General features: G+C 66.5%; 34 protein-coding genes. 29 read left to right on the plus strand and 5 right to left on the minus strand.

Annotation, left to right across the window (positions count from 1 at the left end; all coding sequences use genetic code 11):
• Positions 1–33 precede the first annotated feature (33 nt).
• From L687_RS25660 to L687_RS25665, 3 genes are read right to left on the minus strand one after another with little or no spacing between them, the layout of a single operon-like run.
• Positions 34–1,506 (minus strand): recombinase family protein, encoded by a 1,473-nt coding sequence (locus tag L687_RS25660; RefSeq protein ID WP_323131854.1) that lies wholly within the window; start codon positions 1,504–1,506, stop codon positions 34–36.
• Positions 1,479–1,937 (minus strand): ImmA/IrrE family metallo-endopeptidase, encoded by a 459-nt coding sequence (locus tag L687_RS42365; protein ID WP_021198657.1) that lies wholly within the window; start codon positions 1,935–1,937, stop codon positions 1,479–1,481. Before L687_RS42365 ends, L687_RS25660 begins: the two co-directional genes overlap by 28 nt.
• On the minus strand, positions 1,938–2,321 hold the full coding sequence (locus tag L687_RS25665) for a helix-turn-helix domain-containing protein (RefSeq protein ID WP_021198658.1): 384 nt from the start codon (positions 2,319–2,321) through the stop codon (positions 1,938–1,940). It abuts the gene before it with no gap.
• A 91-nt stretch (positions 2,322–2,412) separates the two neighbouring features.
• Between L687_RS25665 and L687_RS25670 the strand changes: the two genes are divergently transcribed.
• The 9 genes from L687_RS25670 (at position 2,413) to L687_RS25695 (ending at position 6,654) form a co-directional block, all read left to right on the plus strand.
• Positions 2,413–2,652, plus strand: coding sequence for a helix-turn-helix domain-containing protein (locus L687_RS25670; protein ID WP_021198659.1), 240 nt, complete (start codon positions 2,413–2,415; stop codon positions 2,650–2,652).
• Between the two features lie 14 nt (positions 2,653–2,666).
• A complete protein-coding gene (locus L687_RS42700) occupies positions 2,667–2,813 on the plus strand; it encodes a hypothetical protein (RefSeq protein ID WP_167540686.1) in 147 nt (48 codons plus the stop codon).
• Positions 2,814–2,845: 32 nt separating this feature from the next.
• Positions 2,846–3,094 (plus strand): hypothetical protein, encoded by a 249-nt coding sequence (locus L687_RS25675; protein ID WP_021198661.1) that lies wholly within the window; start codon positions 2,846–2,848, stop codon positions 3,092–3,094.
• The gene (locus L687_RS25680; protein ID WP_021198662.1) at positions 3,091–3,324 is read left to right on the plus strand and encodes a hypothetical protein; all 234 of its coding nucleotides are present in this window, start codon (positions 3,091–3,093) and stop codon (positions 3,322–3,324) included. Before L687_RS25675 ends, L687_RS25680 begins: the two co-directional genes overlap by 4 nt.
• Positions 3,321–4,106, plus strand: coding sequence for a BRO family protein (locus tag L687_RS41760; protein ID WP_021198663.1), 786 nt, complete (start codon positions 3,321–3,323; stop codon positions 4,104–4,106). The genes L687_RS25680 and L687_RS41760 overlap by 4 nt, the downstream gene beginning before the upstream one ends.
• A 65-nt stretch (positions 4,107–4,171) precedes the next feature.
• Positions 4,172–4,498: a hypothetical protein gene (locus L687_RS25690; protein ID WP_021198664.1), complete on the plus strand. Its 327-nt coding sequence runs from the start codon at positions 4,172–4,174 to the stop codon at positions 4,496–4,498.
• Positions 4,495–5,472, plus strand: coding sequence for a YqaJ viral recombinase family protein (locus L687_RS41765; protein WP_021198665.1), 978 nt, complete (start codon positions 4,495–4,497; stop codon positions 5,470–5,472). Before L687_RS25690 ends, L687_RS41765 begins: the two co-directional genes overlap by 4 nt.
• A complete protein-coding gene (locus tag L687_RS0120990; protein ID WP_021198666.1) occupies positions 5,459–6,220 on the plus strand; it encodes a hypothetical protein in 762 nt (253 codons plus the stop codon). Before L687_RS41765 ends, L687_RS0120990 begins: the two co-directional genes overlap by 14 nt.
• The gene (locus L687_RS25695) at positions 6,220–6,654 is read left to right on the plus strand and encodes a hypothetical protein (protein WP_021198667.1); all 435 of its coding nucleotides are present in this window, start codon (positions 6,220–6,222) and stop codon (positions 6,652–6,654) included. Before L687_RS0120990 ends, L687_RS25695 begins: the two co-directional genes overlap by 1 nt.
• Positions 6,655–6,667: 13 nt before the next feature.
• On the opposite strand, the gene L687_RS25700 is transcribed toward L687_RS25695, so the two are convergent.
• Positions 6,668–7,318, minus strand: a complete 651-nt coding sequence (locus tag L687_RS25700) for a hypothetical protein (protein ID WP_021198668.1) — start codon at positions 7,316–7,318, stop codon at positions 6,668–6,670.
• Between the two features lie 27 nt (positions 7,319–7,345).
• On the opposite strand from L687_RS25700, the gene L687_RS25705 reads away from it, so the two are divergent.
• The 17 genes from L687_RS25705 (at position 7,346) to L687_RS25780 (ending at position 14,515) form a co-directional block, all read left to right on the plus strand.
• Positions 7,346–7,744, plus strand: a complete 399-nt coding sequence (locus L687_RS25705; RefSeq protein WP_021198669.1) for a hypothetical protein — start codon at positions 7,346–7,348, stop codon at positions 7,742–7,744.
• Positions 7,745–7,883: 139 nt separating this feature from the next.
• Entirely contained in the window at positions 7,884–8,186 is a 303-nt protein-coding gene (locus L687_RS25710) for a hypothetical protein (RefSeq protein WP_021198670.1), read from the plus strand.
• Positions 8,183–8,428, plus strand: coding sequence for a hypothetical protein (locus L687_RS25715; protein ID WP_021198671.1), 246 nt, complete (start codon positions 8,183–8,185; stop codon positions 8,426–8,428). The genes L687_RS25710 and L687_RS25715 overlap by 4 nt, the downstream gene beginning before the upstream one ends.
• Entirely contained in the window at positions 8,425–8,697 is a 273-nt protein-coding gene (locus tag L687_RS25720; protein ID WP_021198672.1) for a hypothetical protein, read from the plus strand. The genes L687_RS25715 and L687_RS25720 overlap by 4 nt, the downstream gene beginning before the upstream one ends.
• A 333-nt stretch (positions 8,698–9,030) precedes the next feature.
• Complete coding sequence (locus tag L687_RS25730) at positions 9,031–9,747, plus strand: hypothetical protein (protein ID WP_152525846.1); 717 nt, start codon at positions 9,031–9,033, stop codon at positions 9,745–9,747.
• Positions 9,731–9,907: a hypothetical protein gene (locus tag L687_RS42705; protein WP_021198675.1), complete on the plus strand. Its 177-nt coding sequence runs from the start codon at positions 9,731–9,733 to the stop codon at positions 9,905–9,907. Before L687_RS25730 ends, L687_RS42705 begins: the two co-directional genes overlap by 17 nt.
• Positions 9,904–10,227 (plus strand): hypothetical protein, encoded by a 324-nt coding sequence (locus L687_RS25735; RefSeq protein WP_021198676.1) that lies wholly within the window; start codon positions 9,904–9,906, stop codon positions 10,225–10,227. Before L687_RS42705 ends, L687_RS25735 begins: the two co-directional genes overlap by 4 nt.
• Positions 10,227–10,697 (plus strand): single-stranded DNA-binding protein, encoded by a 471-nt coding sequence (locus tag L687_RS25740; protein ID WP_021198677.1) that lies wholly within the window; start codon positions 10,227–10,229, stop codon positions 10,695–10,697. The genes L687_RS25735 and L687_RS25740 overlap by 1 nt, the downstream gene beginning before the upstream one ends.
• Positions 10,681–11,073, plus strand: coding sequence for a hypothetical protein (locus tag L687_RS25745; protein WP_152525847.1), 393 nt, complete (start codon positions 10,681–10,683; stop codon positions 11,071–11,073). The genes L687_RS25740 and L687_RS25745 overlap by 17 nt, the downstream gene beginning before the upstream one ends.
• Positions 11,070–12,011 (plus strand): helix-turn-helix domain-containing protein, encoded by a 942-nt coding sequence (locus L687_RS25750; RefSeq protein WP_021198679.1) that lies wholly within the window; start codon positions 11,070–11,072, stop codon positions 12,009–12,011. Before L687_RS25745 ends, L687_RS25750 begins: the two co-directional genes overlap by 4 nt.
• Positions 12,008–12,223: a hypothetical protein gene (locus L687_RS25755; protein ID WP_021198680.1), complete on the plus strand. Its 216-nt coding sequence runs from the start codon at positions 12,008–12,010 to the stop codon at positions 12,221–12,223. Before L687_RS25750 ends, L687_RS25755 begins: the two co-directional genes overlap by 4 nt.
• A 3-nt stretch (positions 12,224–12,226) precedes the next feature.
• Entirely contained in the window at positions 12,227–12,790 is a 564-nt protein-coding gene (locus L687_RS25760; protein WP_152525848.1) for a hypothetical protein, read from the plus strand.
• A gap of 34 nt (positions 12,791–12,824) precedes the next feature.
• Positions 12,825–13,064 carry a hypothetical protein gene (locus L687_RS25765; RefSeq protein ID WP_152525849.1) on the plus strand — a complete coding sequence of 80 codons (240 nt, stop codon included), beginning with the start codon at positions 12,825–12,827 and terminating at the stop codon, positions 13,062–13,064.
• On the plus strand, positions 13,064–13,210 hold the full coding sequence (locus L687_RS43070; protein ID WP_021198683.1) for a hypothetical protein: 147 nt from the start codon (positions 13,064–13,066) through the stop codon (positions 13,208–13,210). Before L687_RS25765 ends, L687_RS43070 begins: the two co-directional genes overlap by 1 nt.
• Positions 13,203–13,496 carry a hypothetical protein gene (locus tag L687_RS25770; RefSeq protein WP_152525850.1) on the plus strand — a complete coding sequence of 98 codons (294 nt, stop codon included), beginning with the start codon at positions 13,203–13,205 and terminating at the stop codon, positions 13,494–13,496. The genes L687_RS43070 and L687_RS25770 overlap by 8 nt, the downstream gene beginning before the upstream one ends.
• Before the next feature lie 84 nt (positions 13,497–13,580).
• Positions 13,581–14,027, plus strand: a complete 447-nt coding sequence (locus tag L687_RS42370) for a hypothetical protein (protein ID WP_152525851.1) — start codon at positions 13,581–13,583, stop codon at positions 14,025–14,027.
• Positions 14,028–14,305: 278 nt separating this feature from the next.
• On the plus strand, positions 14,306–14,515 hold the full coding sequence (locus tag L687_RS25780) for a hypothetical protein (RefSeq protein WP_021198687.1): 210 nt from the start codon (positions 14,306–14,308) through the stop codon (positions 14,513–14,515).
• A 7-nt stretch (positions 14,516–14,522) separates the two neighbouring features.
• Here the strand turns inward: L687_RS25780 and L687_RS25785 are convergent, their stop codons facing one another.
• Positions 14,523–15,233: a hypothetical protein gene (locus tag L687_RS25785; protein WP_021198688.1), complete on the minus strand. Its 711-nt coding sequence runs from the start codon at positions 15,231–15,233 to the stop codon at positions 14,523–14,525.
• A gap of 326 nt (positions 15,234–15,559) precedes the next feature.
• Here L687_RS25785 and L687_RS25795 point away from each other — a divergent pair, with 326 nt between their 5' ends.
• The 3 genes from L687_RS25795 (at position 15,560) to L687_RS41770 (ending at position 16,997) form a co-directional block, all read left to right on the plus strand.
• Positions 15,560–15,865: an HNH endonuclease signature motif containing protein gene (locus L687_RS25795; protein WP_021198690.1), complete on the plus strand. Its 306-nt coding sequence runs from the start codon at positions 15,560–15,562 to the stop codon at positions 15,863–15,865.
• Positions 15,866–15,867: 2 nt separating this feature from the next.
• Complete coding sequence (locus L687_RS25800) at positions 15,868–16,146, plus strand: hypothetical protein (protein WP_021198691.1); 279 nt, start codon at positions 15,868–15,870, stop codon at positions 16,144–16,146.
• 299 nt (positions 16,147–16,445) lie between these two features.
• Positions 16,446–16,997, plus strand: a complete 552-nt coding sequence (locus L687_RS41770) for a terminase small subunit (protein ID WP_021198692.1) — start codon at positions 16,446–16,448, stop codon at positions 16,995–16,997.
• Positions 16,998–17,038 lie beyond the last annotated feature (41 nt).

Consider the following 17,038-nt stretch of genomic DNA (forward strand, 5'->3'; position numbering starts at 1 on the left):
TTCGTGACTGTGTCCTGATCCCACTGCGGAGAATCAGGAGTCGTGCGGCACGATCTGGATGCGGGCGTGCGGTCGACCGGGGGTGACCTCGATTCGTGCGATGAGCGAGCGCAGGTACTCCCGGCGCTCTTCGACGGTGAGGTCGCTCCACCGCTCGAGGAGGACGGGCAGTACCCGCAGCGGCGCAGACTTCTGAACTTCGGTGGTTCGGAGCTCTTGCTCGAGCGCAGTCGCCTGTGCGGCGTAGCGGTCCCGTAGCGTCTCGTACGCGGCTTGCGGCATGCCCATGCTGAGGCGCTGCTCAGCGAGAGTTACCTGCCGATTGGCGATATCCGCGAGCTGCCGCTTCAGGTCGGCGGTCGGGTCCGTCGCAACACGTCGAGGACGTCGTTCGATGCCAGCCCGGACCTCGGCGCCGATCCGCGCCTCGTGCTCGGCTAACCACTCGCGCACGACGTCATCGATGAGCGACTGAGCGACGTAGCCGCCGTCATGTGTGCCCTTCTCCTTGCCGTCCTTGCACCGGTACGACTGTGCGCGGTCCTGACCGTGAGTGCCGCCATGCATCTTCGATCCACACGCGCACCAGACCATGCCGGAATAGGCGTAGGTCGAGCGCTCGGATCGTCGGTACACGCGACGGCGGCCGCGAGCCTCGAGGTACGCGCTCCACTCCTCGTCGGTGATGAGCTGCTCGTGGATGCCGCGCTTCTGTTCGCCCTGGTAGGTGATGATGCCTGCGGCGAACCCGGAGTCGAGCACGCGCCGCAGGGTGCGCTCCGACCACAGGCCATCGCCGTTGCCGCCGTAGCCGCCAACGGTGCGCGTCGGCCCGGAGTTCAGCCATCGGACGAGGGCGTAGACGCTCTCGCCCGAGATGTAGCGACGATAGGTCTCGGCGAGCACTGCGCCGGTGATCGGGTCGGGGGTGAAGCCATCAGTCTGGGAGTACGCGTAGCCGAATCGCGGCTTGCCGTTGATCGGCTTGCCCTCTCGGAATCGCCGGGCGTGCGCTTCGCGCCAGGTGTCTCCGATGAGGTCGGCCTGATAGGCATTGAACTCGCCGACCATGCCGCGGGCGAGGCGGCCGTGGGAGGTGCGATCGTCGATCGGTTCGGTTGCCGAGAGTAGGCCGCCGCCGAGTGCGTCGACTCGGTCGAGGGCAACCGCCCACCGGAGGCGGTGGCGCGCCGTGCGCGAGAACTTCCAGACTACGATGACCTCGAACTCGCCGGTCTCGAGCCGCTCGATGGACTGGTCGAGCCGCGGCCACCATGCCGAACGTGCACGCGAACCGGTCTCGTCGATGCCCTCGACCCAGTCAACAATATCGATACCGTTCGAACCGGCATACGACTCGATCGCATGACGCTGCACTTCGGGCGAGGTCATGCCGTCGCGTTCGCGCGAGACACGGATCATCCCGAGTCCGCGCCGTCGCGACGGTGCCGCGGCGAGACGGGCGCGGGCGTTCGGCACTATGCCACCCCGATACGGTGCGCCCATTGTCCGGCGCCCATCTTCGGCGCGACGTAGACGTCCTCGCCGATGCGGACGAGCACTCGGCGGAATGCGTCGACGAGGTCCGTGGTGACGTGCATTGCGATCGCCATAGCTTCGATGTGGCCCTCGTGCCGCGCTTCTTCGACGCGGTAGTCGTGGGGGTCGATCAGGCGCATTGCCGCCCATTCGTCTGCCCGCCGCTCCTGCTTCGCGTTGAGCGGGCCGAACATCGACGGCGTGTCTCCAAATGCAGCGTGACAAGCCTCGTGCGCGAGCGTGCTCACGTAGCGTCGGAACAGCAAGTCGTGCTGAATGCGGATCAGCCGCTCGTCGTGCAGGTACTCGCCGTCACGATCGGCTGGCAGATCACAGAAATCGACTCGCACGCCGATCGAGTCGAGCCCGTCGTACAGCTCAAGAATCTTCGAGTCCATTCAGAACTCCCCCTCGTCCCCTCCGGGGTCGCGCGACTTCTTCTTCGCGACCGCTCGCTCATCCTGCACGGGAGCGGGGACATCGCGCGGTCGGAGCTGCGTCACGTTCGCCGGGGCGTCGCGCTCGCCGAGTTCTTCGATCATTCGGTCGTAGGCGTGCTCGACGATCGTGCGCGGTTCGAGGTCGAGCACTTCGCAGACTTCGCAGACGACGGCGATCGGAATCTCGGTCTTGCCGTTGAGCCACCGGTTCAGGTTGGCGTCAGCTCGGCCGATCCGTTCGGCGACGGCTTTGGCGGTCAGCGACCGGGACACGATGGCCCCTTTCAACTCGAGGCCGACGTATCGACCGAACAGCTCTCCGCGCTCTCGTGTGTTGTTCACGGGTCTAAGTATGCCGGGAGTCAACCCAATTGTCTAGATTGATAACTTGGTTAACTTGACGGTTGATCACGTGATGAGGATGATTGACCACATGATCAATTCAGTTGCCTCGGAAGTCGGTTCGATCGTCGAGTCCGCCATCAAGACCGCGGGCCGCACTAAGGTCTCCGTCTCGGATGAGACGGGCATCCCGTATCCGACCCTGAACCGCAAAGCGGCGGGCAAGTCGGAGTTCTCGTTCACCGAGCTGCTGCTCATTGCCGAGTGCATTGGGGTATCTCCCGCGGCGTTCGTGCCGAGCGCGTTCGCACCTCTGGCGGTGGCATCGTGAGCCCCGCTGTCGTCATGCCCCGCACCGAGCCCTCCGCTGCCGCATGGCGTCGCTCAGGCGACATCGCGGCGCGCATCCTCGAGAATCTCGCTCAGCGCGACGCTCGGGCCGCGGCGGGAGCAGTCGACCGGATCGGTGACGTGCTGGCGGTGGCATCGTGATCCGCGCACTCGTAGCCGTGAAGTGGGCAGGGATGGCAGTCGCTGCACTCGCGTTCGGCTGGACCGTCGGCGGCCACCTGGATCTGTTCAGCGCCGCGGGCGTGCTCGGTCTTGTCGTCTGGCGGCTCGCGCAGCTGCTCATCGATTCCGGCCGCTGGGGGGCCGGTCTGCCCGCTGGGGATTCGGGTTCCGCTGGTCGGGGCACCGTGGGGACGGATGCCCCGACCGCGTCGGACCTCAGTCGCCTCGACCGCCTCGATGGGGTGGGGAACGGACGATGAGCGCGCTGATTAAGGGTCGGCGGTACGTCGGAGCGACGACCGGCACTCGGGACGGTGAGCGCTTCTATCGCGACGTCGAGTTCACCGCGTCCCGCGACCAGGAGGTCGAGCCCTTCATTCGCGATCGGACGAGCACTCCAGACCAGGACCGCGTGTTCCGGGAGTACGACAACTTCGGCTCTGTGCCGATGCTCGTCGTCGCAGGTTCGCTGCGCGAGGTGACACCGTGAGCGCGCTCGAGGTGTTCGGGTTCGACGGCGCCGATGTGCGCGTCGTTGTGATCGATGGCATGCCGCGGTTCGTGGCGCGTGACGTCGCGGCCGCGCTCGGCTATGCGGATACGACGAACGCGATCAAGCAACACTGCCGTGGGGTGGCGGTTCACCACCCCATCGAAGACAGCATGGGGCGCGCGCAGCTCGCCCGTGTCATCGGCGAGCCGGATCTGCTGCGCATGATCGCGGGCAGCCGCCTCCCGTCGGCGGAGCGGTTCGAGCGGTGGGCGTTCGAGGAAGTGCTCCCGCAGGTGGTCCGCACGGGTTCGTACGCGCCGGCGCTGACCGAAGACGAGATCGTGCACCAGGCGCTCGCGATCACCGCCCGGCGGGTCGAGGTGCTCGAGACTCGCGTCGCCGAGCTCGAACCGGTCGCCGCGCACGCTGAGACCTTCCGGCAGGCCGACGGCCTGCGCACGATCGGCGACCTCGCGAACGAATTCAAGGCGCACTGCGCCGAGAAGTTCCCTGGCGTGAAGGTCCGCCACCAGGACGTGTTCGACCACGCGGGCCGCCTGTCGATCATCATCCGCGGCGCGTCCGTGCGGCACAACCAGCCGACCGCGCAGGCGATCGAGGCCGGGTGGGCGCGGGCGCACCGCACGACGTTCGGCACGAACACACGCGGCACTCAGACTGCCGTGTCCACCCGCCTCACGCCGAAGGGCGAGGCACGCCTCTGGGGCGGCCTCGCCGCCTGGCTCGGCGCGCACGGCACCCTCGCCATCCCTCACTGACCCCACACACGAAAGCGGGGCGCCCGTTGCACCGGACGCCCCACCAGAAAACGAAAGGCAAGCACATGCCTCAGACACAGGATACCGACGAGAACGTCGAACCGGTGGACGGCGTCGCCCCGATGACCGCCGACATGCACCTCAGCGTCGTCGAGCGCACCGCGCCGGTGATTGACGGACCGATCGCGACCGACCGCCGCAGCATCTGGCCGTTGTCTCCGGGACGCATGGCCGCGGTGGTAGCCGCGCTCATCACGGCCGCCATCTGCGGACCGCCCGCGGCTGACCCGACGACCGGCGTCAACGGCGCCGACCTCGGCGTCCTCCTCAGCCTCGCGGTGTTCGTCGCCGCGTTCCTCATCCCGATCCCGAAGAAGGACGACCAGTCATGACCCCGCCGATCACCGCCGCCCGCATCGTGGTCCCTGACGATGCACCCCGCACCGTCTGGATGCTCGAGCGCGGCGAGGGCGTCACCGCCTCCGACGCATGGAAGATCGCCCGCGCCGGCATCAAGGCTCGCCGCACGATCGTCGAACAGAAGATGAATGGCTCGACCTTCCGCGGCAACAAAGCGACGAACGCCGGTCACGCCCGCGAGGCCGCGCTGCTCGACGAAGCGGCCGAGCGCCTCACCTCACTCACCCCGAACGGTGCGCTCTGGGCGTCCGTCGAGAACGACCTGCACCGTGCAACCCCGGACGCGATCGGCATCGACCCGGACGGCGCGCTCGTCGTCGTCGAGGTGAAGTCGCACGAGTTCGGCTGGAAGTCCGACGCGATCCCGGTCGAGCACATGGCTCAGATGCAGTGGCAGATCCACGTGCTCGGCGCCGACTATGCGCTCTACGGGTTCGAGGTCCGCGACGAGGACGATATGCCGCCCATCGGCGGAGCGACGTGGATCCCGGTCCCGCGCGACGAAGAGATGATCGCCTACCTCGTCGAGCGCGCTGACGACTTCATCGCGTGGCGCGACGCCGGATGCCCTGACATCGACGCCCTGCCCGTGGAGGTCAACGCGGCCCTCAGCCGGTGGGCACCGCTCAAGCGCAGCCTCGACATCGCCGCCGCCGCCGAGAAGAAGGCGGCCGACGAGATGAAGAAGGCGATCGCGAAGCTCCCGCACGCCGCGCGCTTCGGCGCGGTCGGCATGGGTGCAGGCGGCGGATTCCAGTCGTCCGTGACCGAGTCGATCTCGATCGACGAGGCCACATGGAAGTCCGCATCCCCCGAGGTGCACGCGCACGCCGAGCAGCTGCGCGTCGAACTCGCACTGATCGAGGCCTCCGCTCTGAAGCACTACCCGAAGACGACCCGGCGCACGTCGCTGCGATTCCAGGAGGTCGAGAATGTCGACAACTGAGCTCATCGAGAAGAAGACCATCGGCGAGGTCGAGCACATCGTCCACGCCTCCGGCCTCTGGGACGGCACGGGCCCGGTTGAGTTCTCCGACGACGGCGAGACCTGGATCGAAGCATGGGCGCCGACGCTCGAACTCGACTTGAGTGGTAATCCCGTCCGCGTGTTGATCGCGCACCCGGAGTTCGCGCGCGTCGAGGTGTACCGCAAAGAAGTTCGGATCCCGACGAAGGTCACGATTCGTTGGGCCGAGCAGTACCCCGCCGCGTCCGAGGGATGGGCGGGGAAGTGGGATCGCTCGCCGATGCGTCACCTCGGCCGCACCGTGCGCATGGTCGCCTTTCGGCAGACGTTCCGCGACCTGCTCGGCGACATCCGCATCGAGGAGGAGGTCGACGAGCGCGACCTGCCTGCCGGGTCGCCGACGCTCACGCCTGACGTTCCGGTAGAGCGCGACTGGAACGCGGAGATCGCCGCAGCCGAGACCGTCGAGCAGATCGACCAGGTCGAGGCGGACGCTCGCGCAGCGCGTGCGTTCACTCCGAACGCCGCCGGCACCGCCCGTCACCGCGCGCTGCGCGCCCGCCGCAAGGCGATAGTCGAGTCCGCGTGGGCGCTCGACCACACCACCGCGCCGACCGCCGAGCCGGTGCAGACGCCGGCGGTCGAGCGGCCCGCGCCGCGCGACTACCTGCCGCCGCACAACCGCGCCGACCGCCGCGCCGCGCGCCGCAAGAAGGGACGCCGCTGATGTACACGAACCCCAGCACCGGCGAAGTCATGACGACCGAAGCCGCGACCTTCGCCATCAAGGCCGGCGCGCAGCTGCTCGACTACCAGCCCACCAACCCCACCGAGATGGAGTACTTCATCCGCGAGACGGTCGGGCTGATGGAGAAGCTGCCCGACGTGATGCTCGAGATCAACGGACGCCGCTACAACGCCGAGCGTGCCTACATCGCGAAGAAGCAGACCCAGCTCGCCCACTACGGACGCAACAACGTCCCCGCGACCTTCGCCCGCGCGATGGCCGACACCGACGCGCAGGCCGAACTCGAGACGTGGCACAACCTCAAGGCCGAGTACCACTACGCCGAGGGCACCGAGCGCGCCCTGCGCACAAAGGTCAACTCGATGCTCAACATCAACCGCGCGATCGCCGCGCAGTTCGGAGCGCACCGATGACTCACGCATCCACTTACTCTGAGGCCCGTTTGTACGGCTCTGGCGCGTCGGGGATCGGATCGTCGCTACCGGTCTCGATGATCCGGCGGCGCTCGTCGATGGTTTCGAGGTTGGCGATCGTCGCGTCTGCGTCGCGCTTTCGCGCTCGCCATGCGACGAGCACACGACGAACAGATCCGTACTCGACCCGCTGCGCCTCGAAGTCCTTGAGGAAGTTCAGCTCATACAACACCTCGCGGCATCGTTCGGCCACGCGTCGATCGTCGCCGTTGGTGAGAACGACCAGCATCTCGACCGCCGTGTCGATTCCCTCGCGCGCCGGCGAATCAGGCATCTCTCTTGGTGTTGTTGGTCCGGATCCGAGGAGCGCGCTGAGACGATCCGCCTCTGCGAACTGCCACGACCTGAGGTCTTTGACGAACCGCGTGTACTCCTGCGAGTACTTCTGCACTTCGCGGATCAGCTCAGAGACCGCGACGTCGATTTCGCCGCGGTTCCGCGTCTTCAATTCGTGCCGGTACAAGGCGATGCTGGTCGCCCCGGCAGCTACCGCACCGACGAGCGTGGCGAGCAGTGTAAGCCAGAAGGTGCTTGCATCGCTGTCGCTGATGGCGCGCGCAATCTGCTCGAGCTCGCAGCTGATGGGGTACTTGTCGCAGTCCATGGGCCGCACTCTATCGGGGGTGACCCGATGAGCGCGCCGACGACGGGCACCCGCAACGCGGTCTATCAGCGCGACGAGCGCCGCTGCGCCGCGTGCGGCGTCATGGTGCTTACGTTCCAGCACCGCCGCGCGGTCGGGATGGGCGGATCGAAGAACGTCCCCTCGCCCGTCGATGGCCTGTCGCTGTGTGTGTTGTGTAACGCGGCCTGCGAGGGCGTGCTGCAGGCGCAGGCGCTCCGCTTCGGGTGGAAGGTGCGCCGCTGGGTGACGCACCCGGAGCGCGTGCCGGTGTTCTACCCGCTCGAGATGGCCTGGTATCGGTTCGAGGGCGTGATCCGCATCCGGATCTCGCGGGCCGTCGCGATGGAGATGGGCTGCGGCGTCTACGGCGCCGAGTGGCTGCTCTGGCATGAGGCGATCGCATGAGCGCCCCTCAGACGACCCCGACCGGCATCCGCATCATCGATTGTGCGCGGTGCGAACGCCGGCACCCGGAGACGCGGAAGCACTGCAGCACGTGTGGGTCGCCGAGCATGTTCCCTCACTCGGTCCACGGAGGTGTTTCGTGAGCATCATCAGCGAAGCGTTCAACGCGTGGCGGGAGTGCCGTGCCGAGTACGACGACACGCTCTATGCGCAGTTCGTCGCCGCGGAGCAGGCTACCCGCGGTGCGATGCTCAACGCCCGCGGCCGCGAGAAGGGTATCGACCCGTTCTCCCTGTTCATGGGGAACGAGCGGCGCGCACTCGCGTACGCCTCTGAGGAGCTCGTCGAGCACTGGGAGACGCACCCCCGGGTGACGTTCGCGAAGTTCGAGCGGCAGTGGCAGCGCGAACGCGAGGCCGAGCTCCTCCGGGACGCCGCATGAGCGCCGTGCTCGCCGCGGCGCCCGCAGACGTCGAGGAGAAGGACTGGGCGGCGAACCGCGAGGTCACGCTTGAGCGTCTCCGCATCGTCGACATGGTCCACGAGGGCAAGCCGGCATGCCGACTCTGCGGCCAGACCGTGAACCACCTCGACAAGTTCGGCCTGTGCTCGAAGATCTCGGACGCACACAAAGAGTGGCGCGGCGAGCCCGTGCCCCGCAAGAAGAAGGCAGGTGCCCGATGAACGTCAAGCAGGAGATCCGAGACGCTGACCGTCGCATTCAGGAGCAGATCAACGTGAGTGCGCGTGCCGCCCTGGTCCGTATCGGCGTCGACGTCGACGCGATGGACCGCGAAGAGGCGGAGAAGCGAGCGCGCGTAGCACGCGAGTCGTTCGCAGCTTTCGGTGCCGCAGTCGGCTTCGCGCTCAACACCCTGATCGAATTCTCGACGGCGTTTGTGAGTGGTTTCGAGGCGGCCATGACTACCGAGGTCGAGGAGCTGGACCGATGAGCGCGATGCCCGAGTTCGCGATGACGTACGTGGTCTGGCACCCGGAGTCGATGACGTTGAAGATTGGCCGCGCGTGGGCCTGGTCGCGGGTGCAGCGGTGGCTCGACCGGGGTTGGTATCCGATCGTGTGCCAGCGGCGCACGGACGCGTCCTGGGAGCGCGAGGCGCTGCGCGTGCTGCGGCGCTGGTTCCCGCAGGCGTTCGAGTCCTGGGCGGATGCCGAGGACGTGCTCGGCCCGGGCGGGAAGGGCTTCACGGAGTGCTTCACCGTGCAGCCGGAGGATCTGAATTTCGCTCTCGACAGGTGCATCGAGGGCTTCGCGAGAGGGAACGATGTCGACCAAGCAACGCATGATCAGCCCAGCCGACTTCGACACGCTGGCTCACGTGCCGGACGTCGCGAAGCCGTCGGCGATGTGGCTGTGGCTGAACCTCGACCCGTTGGGTCGGGGGCTACTGAATCCGGCGATGATCTCAGCGCTGATGTATCCGACGCTGGACCTGACGCCGGACGAGGTGTTCGAGCACCTGGTCGTGCTGACGGAGTCGGGGTTCCTGACGACGTATCTCGCACCGGATCCGGAATCGCGGGAGACCGTCGAGTGGATCCTGCTGCTGCACCCGCTGAAGGTGGACCTGCGCGGTACGAAGATCAGCACGCCGGAGCCGCCGCCGGCTCTCCATGGACCCTCCATGGCTATGGGTGGGGGCGGGCGCGCGAGGGCGCGGGGGAGCGCGCGGGAGCGGGCGCGAGCCGGGGTGTGGGCGGAGGACGCGGCGCGAGCCGCCGCCTGGGACGCCGTGCAGGAGGACCGGGAGCCGGCGCCAGAGCGCCCCGAACGTCCGGCCGTGCTGGATGCCCCGCCGATGTTCTGCGACGAACACATGCCTCGGGGCGCGGGGACGAAGAAGTGCGGGCCCTGCAGGGACAGGCGTCTCCTTCGCGACGAGTGGATGCAGCGCCGGGTCTACGAGGACAGGCTCACCGAGTTCTACGAGCACGACCAGCACGACGAAATCGAGGAGGTGTGGGGTGGAGACCCATTCTGATGCCCTCGCTGACTTCATCGAGATGACCGTCACAAGGTTCACGAAGGACCAGCAGTTCCGGGTCCGCCTCATGGCGGAGGCCGATGAGACCCCGCGGGAGACCGCACGCAAGATCGCCGCCGAGGCACATGCCGCGGCATTGAGGAGGACAGCATCATGACCACCACCGAGAACTACCACCACGTCGAGTTGAAGCTCGAGGGCGGAGAGTTGCACCGCGGGTTCACATGCACGGCACCCGAGGATGCTCCGTGCCGTCGTCGTCCGAAGGATGCCGACCGACGAGAGTCGTGGACCGCGGAGGAGGCGACCGAGTCGGGCCACCCGTGCTGGGCTTATGAGTGGGTCGGCGCCGTGGGCATCGAGGACGCGATCATCGGCACCGTCGACGACCAGGTGCTCGCGTCCGTCCCTGTGACGATCAGTTTCGAGGAGGGTGTGGGCATCGAGCCGATCACGACCGCCGGGGAGGCCAGCTGATGGTGGGCGAAACGGTCATCACCGTCGTCGGCAACCTGACTGCTGACCCCGAACTGCGCTACACGCAGAACGGCCTCCCTGTGGCGAACTTCACGATCGCGAGCACACCGCGCAACTTCGACCGTGCAGCAAACGAGTGGAAGGACGGCGACGCGCTGTTCCTTCGGGCGTCGGTCTGGCGGGAGTTCGCCGAGCACGTCGCCGGCAGCCTGACGAAGGGCATGCGCGTCGTTGCGCAGGGCCGTCTGCGTCAGCGCTCGTATCAGGACCGCGAGGGGAACCAGCGCACGGCGATCGAGCTGGAGGTCGATGAGATCGGCCCGAGTCTGCGTTACGCGACTGCGCAGGTCACCCGTGCTGCGGCTCGCACAGACGGCCAGGGCTCGACGACCGCGCCAGCGGCTCAGTCGGATCAGTGGGCGGCGGAGCCGCCGGCAGAAGGGAGATGGGGAGATGACACACCGTTCTGAGGTCTACGGGATTGCGATGAAGATGCTCGACGGGCTCCCGGAGGGGTCCGTGGTACTCGACTCGGACGGGGATGCCTGGCAGAAGCAGGACGTCCGCTGGACGAGTGTCGTGCGCGCGGCGAACACGGAGCTCATGGGGTCGAACTCGCTCGCCATCCTCACCCCGTTGACCGTCGTTCACCGCGGCTTCGAAGCCGAGGTGCAGGGTGAACCGTCCGACGCGCAGGTGCAGAAGTTGCAGGACGAACTCGAGTACCGGGTCCGCACCGCTGCCGCTCTCGCGAAGGGTGGGCACGACATCGACGAGGAGGTGCGAGCGGGGCGCGAGCGAATCGGCAAGCACGCCGCCGCTCTTCGAGCTCGGGGTGTGCGATGAGCGACCGCTACTGCATCCGTGGATGTCTCCGGCGCGGCGAGCACTTCGCGACCTGCGACCGGCACGGCGAGAACTACAAGGGCGACAACCCGTGCGCGGGATGCGCTCAGGTCGATGCCCGTGACGGGGTGCTGATCTGTGAGCGCTGCTATCGGCGTCTGCGCCGGCACCTCGAGGATGCTGCGGACATCGTCGGTCACCTGCGGTCGATCGCTGACCCGACGAAGGCCGCGGCGTTCGATCGGATCCGTGTGCAGTCGTCGTCAATCGAGATCCCGGCGCCCGTTGCCGCTGACCTGATCGACGCGTCGAACGACATCACCACGACGTTGAACATGTGGGCGAACCACGTCGCGGGGGAGGACCGGCCCGGTGCTGGCCTCCCGGCCGGTGCGATGGCGGATGCTGCGCATGCCGTGGTGCAGCTCGCGGTCGACGTGATCCTCGACGAGCTCGACGTGCTGGCGAACGACTCGCACCAGGTGGACGCGCTCTGCGACGGTGTGATGGTCGTTCATCGTGACGCCCCGGACGTGTGGACGGTCGCCGACGCCGCGGTGCGCTGGCCGCTCGACGACGCGCCCCGGTGGGCACAGGCGGCGTGCCCGGTCTGTGACCTGATGGCGGTGCGTGTGCAGCCTGGCCGCAACGGGCGCCCGTCGCGCTATCGGTGCACGACGTCGGACTGCGAGTGGGAGGCGAACTCGAACGATGACGGAGGCCTGTGGGCTTCCGTGTTCGCTGAGCCGACACCGCCGGAGATCCGCCCGCACGACCCGTCCCTGTTGACCCTCGTCGACGCTGCACGCCTCGTGCACCGCGAGCCCGGAACGGTGCGCGGCTGGGTGAAGGCCGGCGACCTGGAGCCGCACCTTGGCCGGTACCGCGAAGCGGACGTGCTGGCCGTAGCGGCGCGCAAGAGGGGAGAGGCCGCATGAAGACCTGGCTGACGTTGACGGAGGCGGCCGAGCGGATCCGCGCCGAAGGGACCGCGCTGGCCTCTGCTGAGCGTCGTATTCGTCGGTGGATCGAGGCGGGTGAGCTCGCCCCACTCGCGGGCCGCGTGCGCACGGCGGATCTGCTCGCCACGGAAAAGAAGATGCGGTCGCGTCGCGGCCGTCCCCGCAAGAATGCACAGATTGGGAATTAACCCGTGACTATTCACTCTGACGGAATTAACCCGCGCGACAACGAGAAGCTGATCGACGCTTCGGAGGCGATGACGGCGGACGAGATTCACCAGCATCCGATGGCCGCGCTCGACAAGCTCCGCGCACTGGCTCGTGAACTGCGCGCCGCCGACAAGGCGCACACCCCTACCGACGACGAGCGGGAAGCGCTGCGCATCGCGCACCTCGACGCACGGCAGGCCGCTTACCGCGAGGATCGCGCGCTGTGGTTCCGGGACTACGACAACGCTCCGGAGATCGCGACCAATGCGTTCTTCCGCGGGTGGGATGCTGCTGTCGATGGCGGCTTCCGTCGTTCCGAGCACGCAGCGTTCGAGCCGCAGGGCGAGCCGTCCGACGCGCAGGTCGATCCGTGGATACCTCACGCGAGGCGGGCACTGCACATCCATGACACATGGGGCACCCCCGACGACCCGGACGGGAAGACCAGGCCAATGTCGGACTACACCGAACTGAGCGCGCGTATGGCGAACACCCTGCGTGCCGCTCTCGCCGCCACCGAAGAGGGAGGGAACACCGATGTGTGACCACGTGAACGAGCCGGGGGGCCGGGAGGCCGCTATGACCGTGATCGAGCGGGATGAATCGGGCAGGCCGACGGTTTGGTGTGATCCCTGCATCGCGCCCATCGTTGGCGCGTTGAACGCCGGTGGTATCCACACCATCGCGTCATGCTGCGGACATGGCAGGAACGACTCGACTATCGGCCTCACCGACGGACGTTGGCTCGTCATAGCGGCCGAACCACCGATCGCTTACGAGCACCGCGCAACCACCACCGAGCAGAAGGGGAACGTCTGATGGAGATCTTGGTCATGGCTTTCGTAGTCATCGTTTCCGGGTTTATCGGGGATCGAGCGGGGGCGGCGATCCTCGAAGTTCGTCGGCTCAAGCGTCTTCGTGACGAGCGCGCCGTCACCGAGCAGGGAGAGAACGCCGATGCCTAAGCCATTGCGATACGCCGAGGTCTACGAAGGCCTGCAGGCGGCGACCGTCGAAGAGCGCGAGCATGGCGGGTTGTACGCCTTCACGCCGCGCATGGGGCGCACGTCGGCCCTGGTCGATTGCCCGTTCTGCGGGCGCGCTGTCGAGGTCTTCACATGGTCGCTGGCAGGTGGCGGCAAACGGTGCGAGTGCGGCGCGCTGTTCGGTCGCGTGACCTCGTATGCGCGCCGTGCCGAGCCCGCCACCCCGGGAGAGAACCGAGAGGAACCGAACCGCAATGAGCGTTGAAGACAGGATCGCATTTCAGGACGGGTTCGTGATGAACGCCGAGGGACAGTGGGTGCCTCGCGAGCAGGGAGAGGCGGAGAACCGATGAGTGAGTACGCCCTGTACACGCCAACCACGAACACCGTGCGCCGTGCAGCATCGGACTTCCAGCCACCGATCACGCCAGAGGAGTTCGACCGCTGGTTGGCTGCTCATGATGCCGAGGTGCGGGCGTCGGTCGTCCCTGAGATCGGGATGCCGTGTGCGAACACGAAGCCTCACCCCGCTCATGCCTGGCAGATGAGCGCGACGGGCTGGTGCCTGTGTGCTGGTGTCGTAGCCGAGGAACCGGAATGGGAGTACGGCATTCACAGCGAGATCAGTGGAAACGTGAACTCAGTCGGTGCTCCCTGGATGGACCGTGCGTTCGCCGAGAAGGTGACAGCGAACGACAGCGGCAACTACGGTGTCCGCCGTCGCAAGGCTGGCCCGTGGGTACCAGTGAAGCAGGAAGGCCCAGCCGCCAAACACGAGATTCGGAGACAGCCATGATGCGGTTCGCGCACACGGGAACGGGCGAGACCATCCTCGTGCAGGACGGAGAGCATGTGCTCATCGCGGACTCATGCGGTGATCCGGTGTGCGCGTGCGGGTACGCCCCGTCACCGCCAGACGCCCGAAGCCAGTTGCATGCCGCGAGTCTCGTGAGCGCGCACGTCACACGTGAGATGGGGGGTCACTCATGAGGTGCAAGCCATTGGTCCCGGCAGAAGTCGAGGTTGGGTGGTGGGAGGCGGATAGGCTCGGGGTATCCACTGAGAGGAGCCGAGATGGCTACGAAGTATGACGTTCTCCGAGCGCTTGTCGACCTCGATCGTGACAAGTGGGGAGATCAGATGGGTCTTCACAACGTCATCACCAACATCATCGACGCGATCAGTGAGACTCGCGGTAGCGAGGAAGAGTTGGCGGACGGGATTTACGACATCATCGCGGAGAGTTTCACGCCTTCTCGTGTGGAAAAGGATCCTGCCTCGTAGCGAGAGGTCATGCACTACGCAGGGGGTCTAGGCCGAGGTCCCACACGGTCGTGGTGACTGTCCCCAACTTGAAGAGCAGGGGGCTGTCAGCTCCGTCCTGACGCCAGCCCGCGTTCTCGAAATCCCTCCTCACCTCGCGCACTTTCTCAACGGTCCAAGGTCGGTAGAAGAGCTTCGTTATGACGACGACGCTGGATCGTCCTGGGAGGTTGATGACTCCGACCACTGGATCTGTGAAAGGAAAGTTGCGCGGGTTGTACTCGAGCCCGGGTCGGCTGATCAACACTGCGAATGTGCGGACCCAATTGTCGAACGGCGGACGCCACCAGCTAATCGCCCCGCCCTTGACGCGCTTCTCGGGGAAGGGCTGCTGAAGCCCCGGTTCGCTGACTACGATATCCAGCGCCTGTCTCCATCCATCCACCTCTGGGGGTGGGGCGAGTCGAGTGACTACCCGCGGGTCTTCGTCAGCGCTTCTGAACGGCGAGTCCTCCCACACCCAGTTATCGGCGATGCCGCTCTCGCTCGTCATCGCGACTCGCCAGTTGCCGGACGCATGAAGTGAGAACTTCAACTCGTTCATCAACGAGCGCATACTCACGTAGACATCGCGTCCGTTGGTACCTCCGACAACCATCCAGGTCGCGCTACGCAAGGTGTTGGGAGATCCAGCCGCGAACCTCAGCTTCCCGCCGATGGGGAGTGGAGTGATTGCCATGTTGCTGATCCTACGGATGCAGGTCGAGGGCGAGACTTGCATGCTTGAAGACAAAAACATGTCAAACGTGTCCGGATGGTGTGTTAAGCTGTGCTTGCACCTGAACTATGACCCGAAGCCTCGCCGATCTGGCGGGGCTTTCGTCGTTCAGCTGTGGCCCCGCCACCACACGCTCACATCCCTCTGCAGAGCGACCGCCGCTAGCCATGACCTCACGCTGCCCGTCTGAGTTCGGGAGACGTCGAGTGAGCAGCCCCGGGCTGGTCGCATGATGCGCATGCTCGAGCGGTGATGGGCGGCGGGACGCAGTCTTCCAGGGAGGCGCCGTGTCGGACGTCATCCACTCTCGCGCATATCGCGACCTGCGCGCCGCGCTCAAGGCCGAGTGGCGCGCGAGGAACGCGCCGTGCGCTCTCTGCGGTCAGGCGGATATCGAGTATGACGGCCCTCGCAACGCACGGAACAGCTTCGAGCTCGATCACAAGATCAGCCGGAAGCGGTGCCTCGCCATGGGGAAGCCTGAGCTGCTGCTCGATCCAACGAACTGTCAGCCATCGCACACGCGATGCAACCGGGCAAAGCAGGCCGGCGAAGCGAAGCCCACGATGGGCGAGACCAGCGAGGAGTTCTAACCATGGACAGCATGCGCAAGATCGCGATCACCGACGGCCCCCTGAAGGGCAAGACCGTCGAGGTCCACGTCAACGAGTCCACGTTCACCACGCACGCCGGCAACGGCCACTACGAGGTGACGAAGGACGGCGCGTCCTGGCACCGCAAGCAGGCCGCCACCAGCACGGAGACAGCCGCACCGAAGGCCCCGCGCAAGCCTGTACGCAAGCCTGCAGCGAAGCCACAGGTACTCGAACCCGATGGCGCTCGCGTGGAGCAGCCTGCACCAAAGGCTGATTGATGGACACGATCCGGTCGGTCGTCGAGGCTCGTGTACACACAGAGTACACAGCCACTCATGCGCGCCTTGCTGATGACCCCACGTACCAGCGACTCGTGAAGAATGCAGACGCCGAGACCCTTCACGTACATCGCACGCAACTCGCTGGCCCTGTACGTCGAAACCCACATGCCTCTCGTTACCGCGGGTAGGGGCGTCGCAATCTCTACAGACTGACGACCGAGGCCACTTCTCCGGCAGTGATCTCTCTCCCCCCGCACCGTGAGGAGGGGGTCGCGCGCGGTAAAGGAGTATCCCCGATGCGAGTGATCGTGATGGCTGGCACCAAGGCGTCGGGATTGATGGAGGCGAAGAACCTCGAGATCGATCCTGTCGCGATCGTGACACCGCGTTCACCGGATGCTGCTCGTGGTGTTCTGGCCGACCGCATCATGGAGGCCTCGTCGCTGACGCCCGAGATGCGGGAGAAGCTGATCGACGGCGTGCTGCCCTCGATCGTCACGACCCGTGACGCGGTCAACATGGTCGCTGCGACCGAGAAGTCGCTCGACGCGGCGTCGAAGATTCTCACCGACATGGATGCCGGCGCGGTCGAAGCGCTGCGCGCACTCGCGCGGAAGATCGACGCGTGGGATCAGATCGTCGACTGGGCACTCGAAGACGCGGCGGAGACGAAGGGCGCTCGTCCCTCGGTGCCGCAGAACGACAACGTCTCGATCTCGGCGTACCTCAAATACTGCGATCAGCTCGGCCTCACTCCGACCGGCCGAAAGGCGCTCGGGGTGAAGGACGGGGGCGAAGGTGGCAAGAAGGCCAAGCTCCACGCGCTCCGCGGCGGCAAGTCGGCGTAGTGCCACAAAGGGCCCCGGTGCCGCGTACCTGAAGGCCGTCG

It is taken from the genome of Microbacterium maritypicum MF109 (assembly GCF_000455825.1).
Lineage (GTDB): Bacteria > Actinomycetota > Actinomycetes > Actinomycetales > Microbacteriaceae > Microbacterium > Microbacterium maritypicum_A.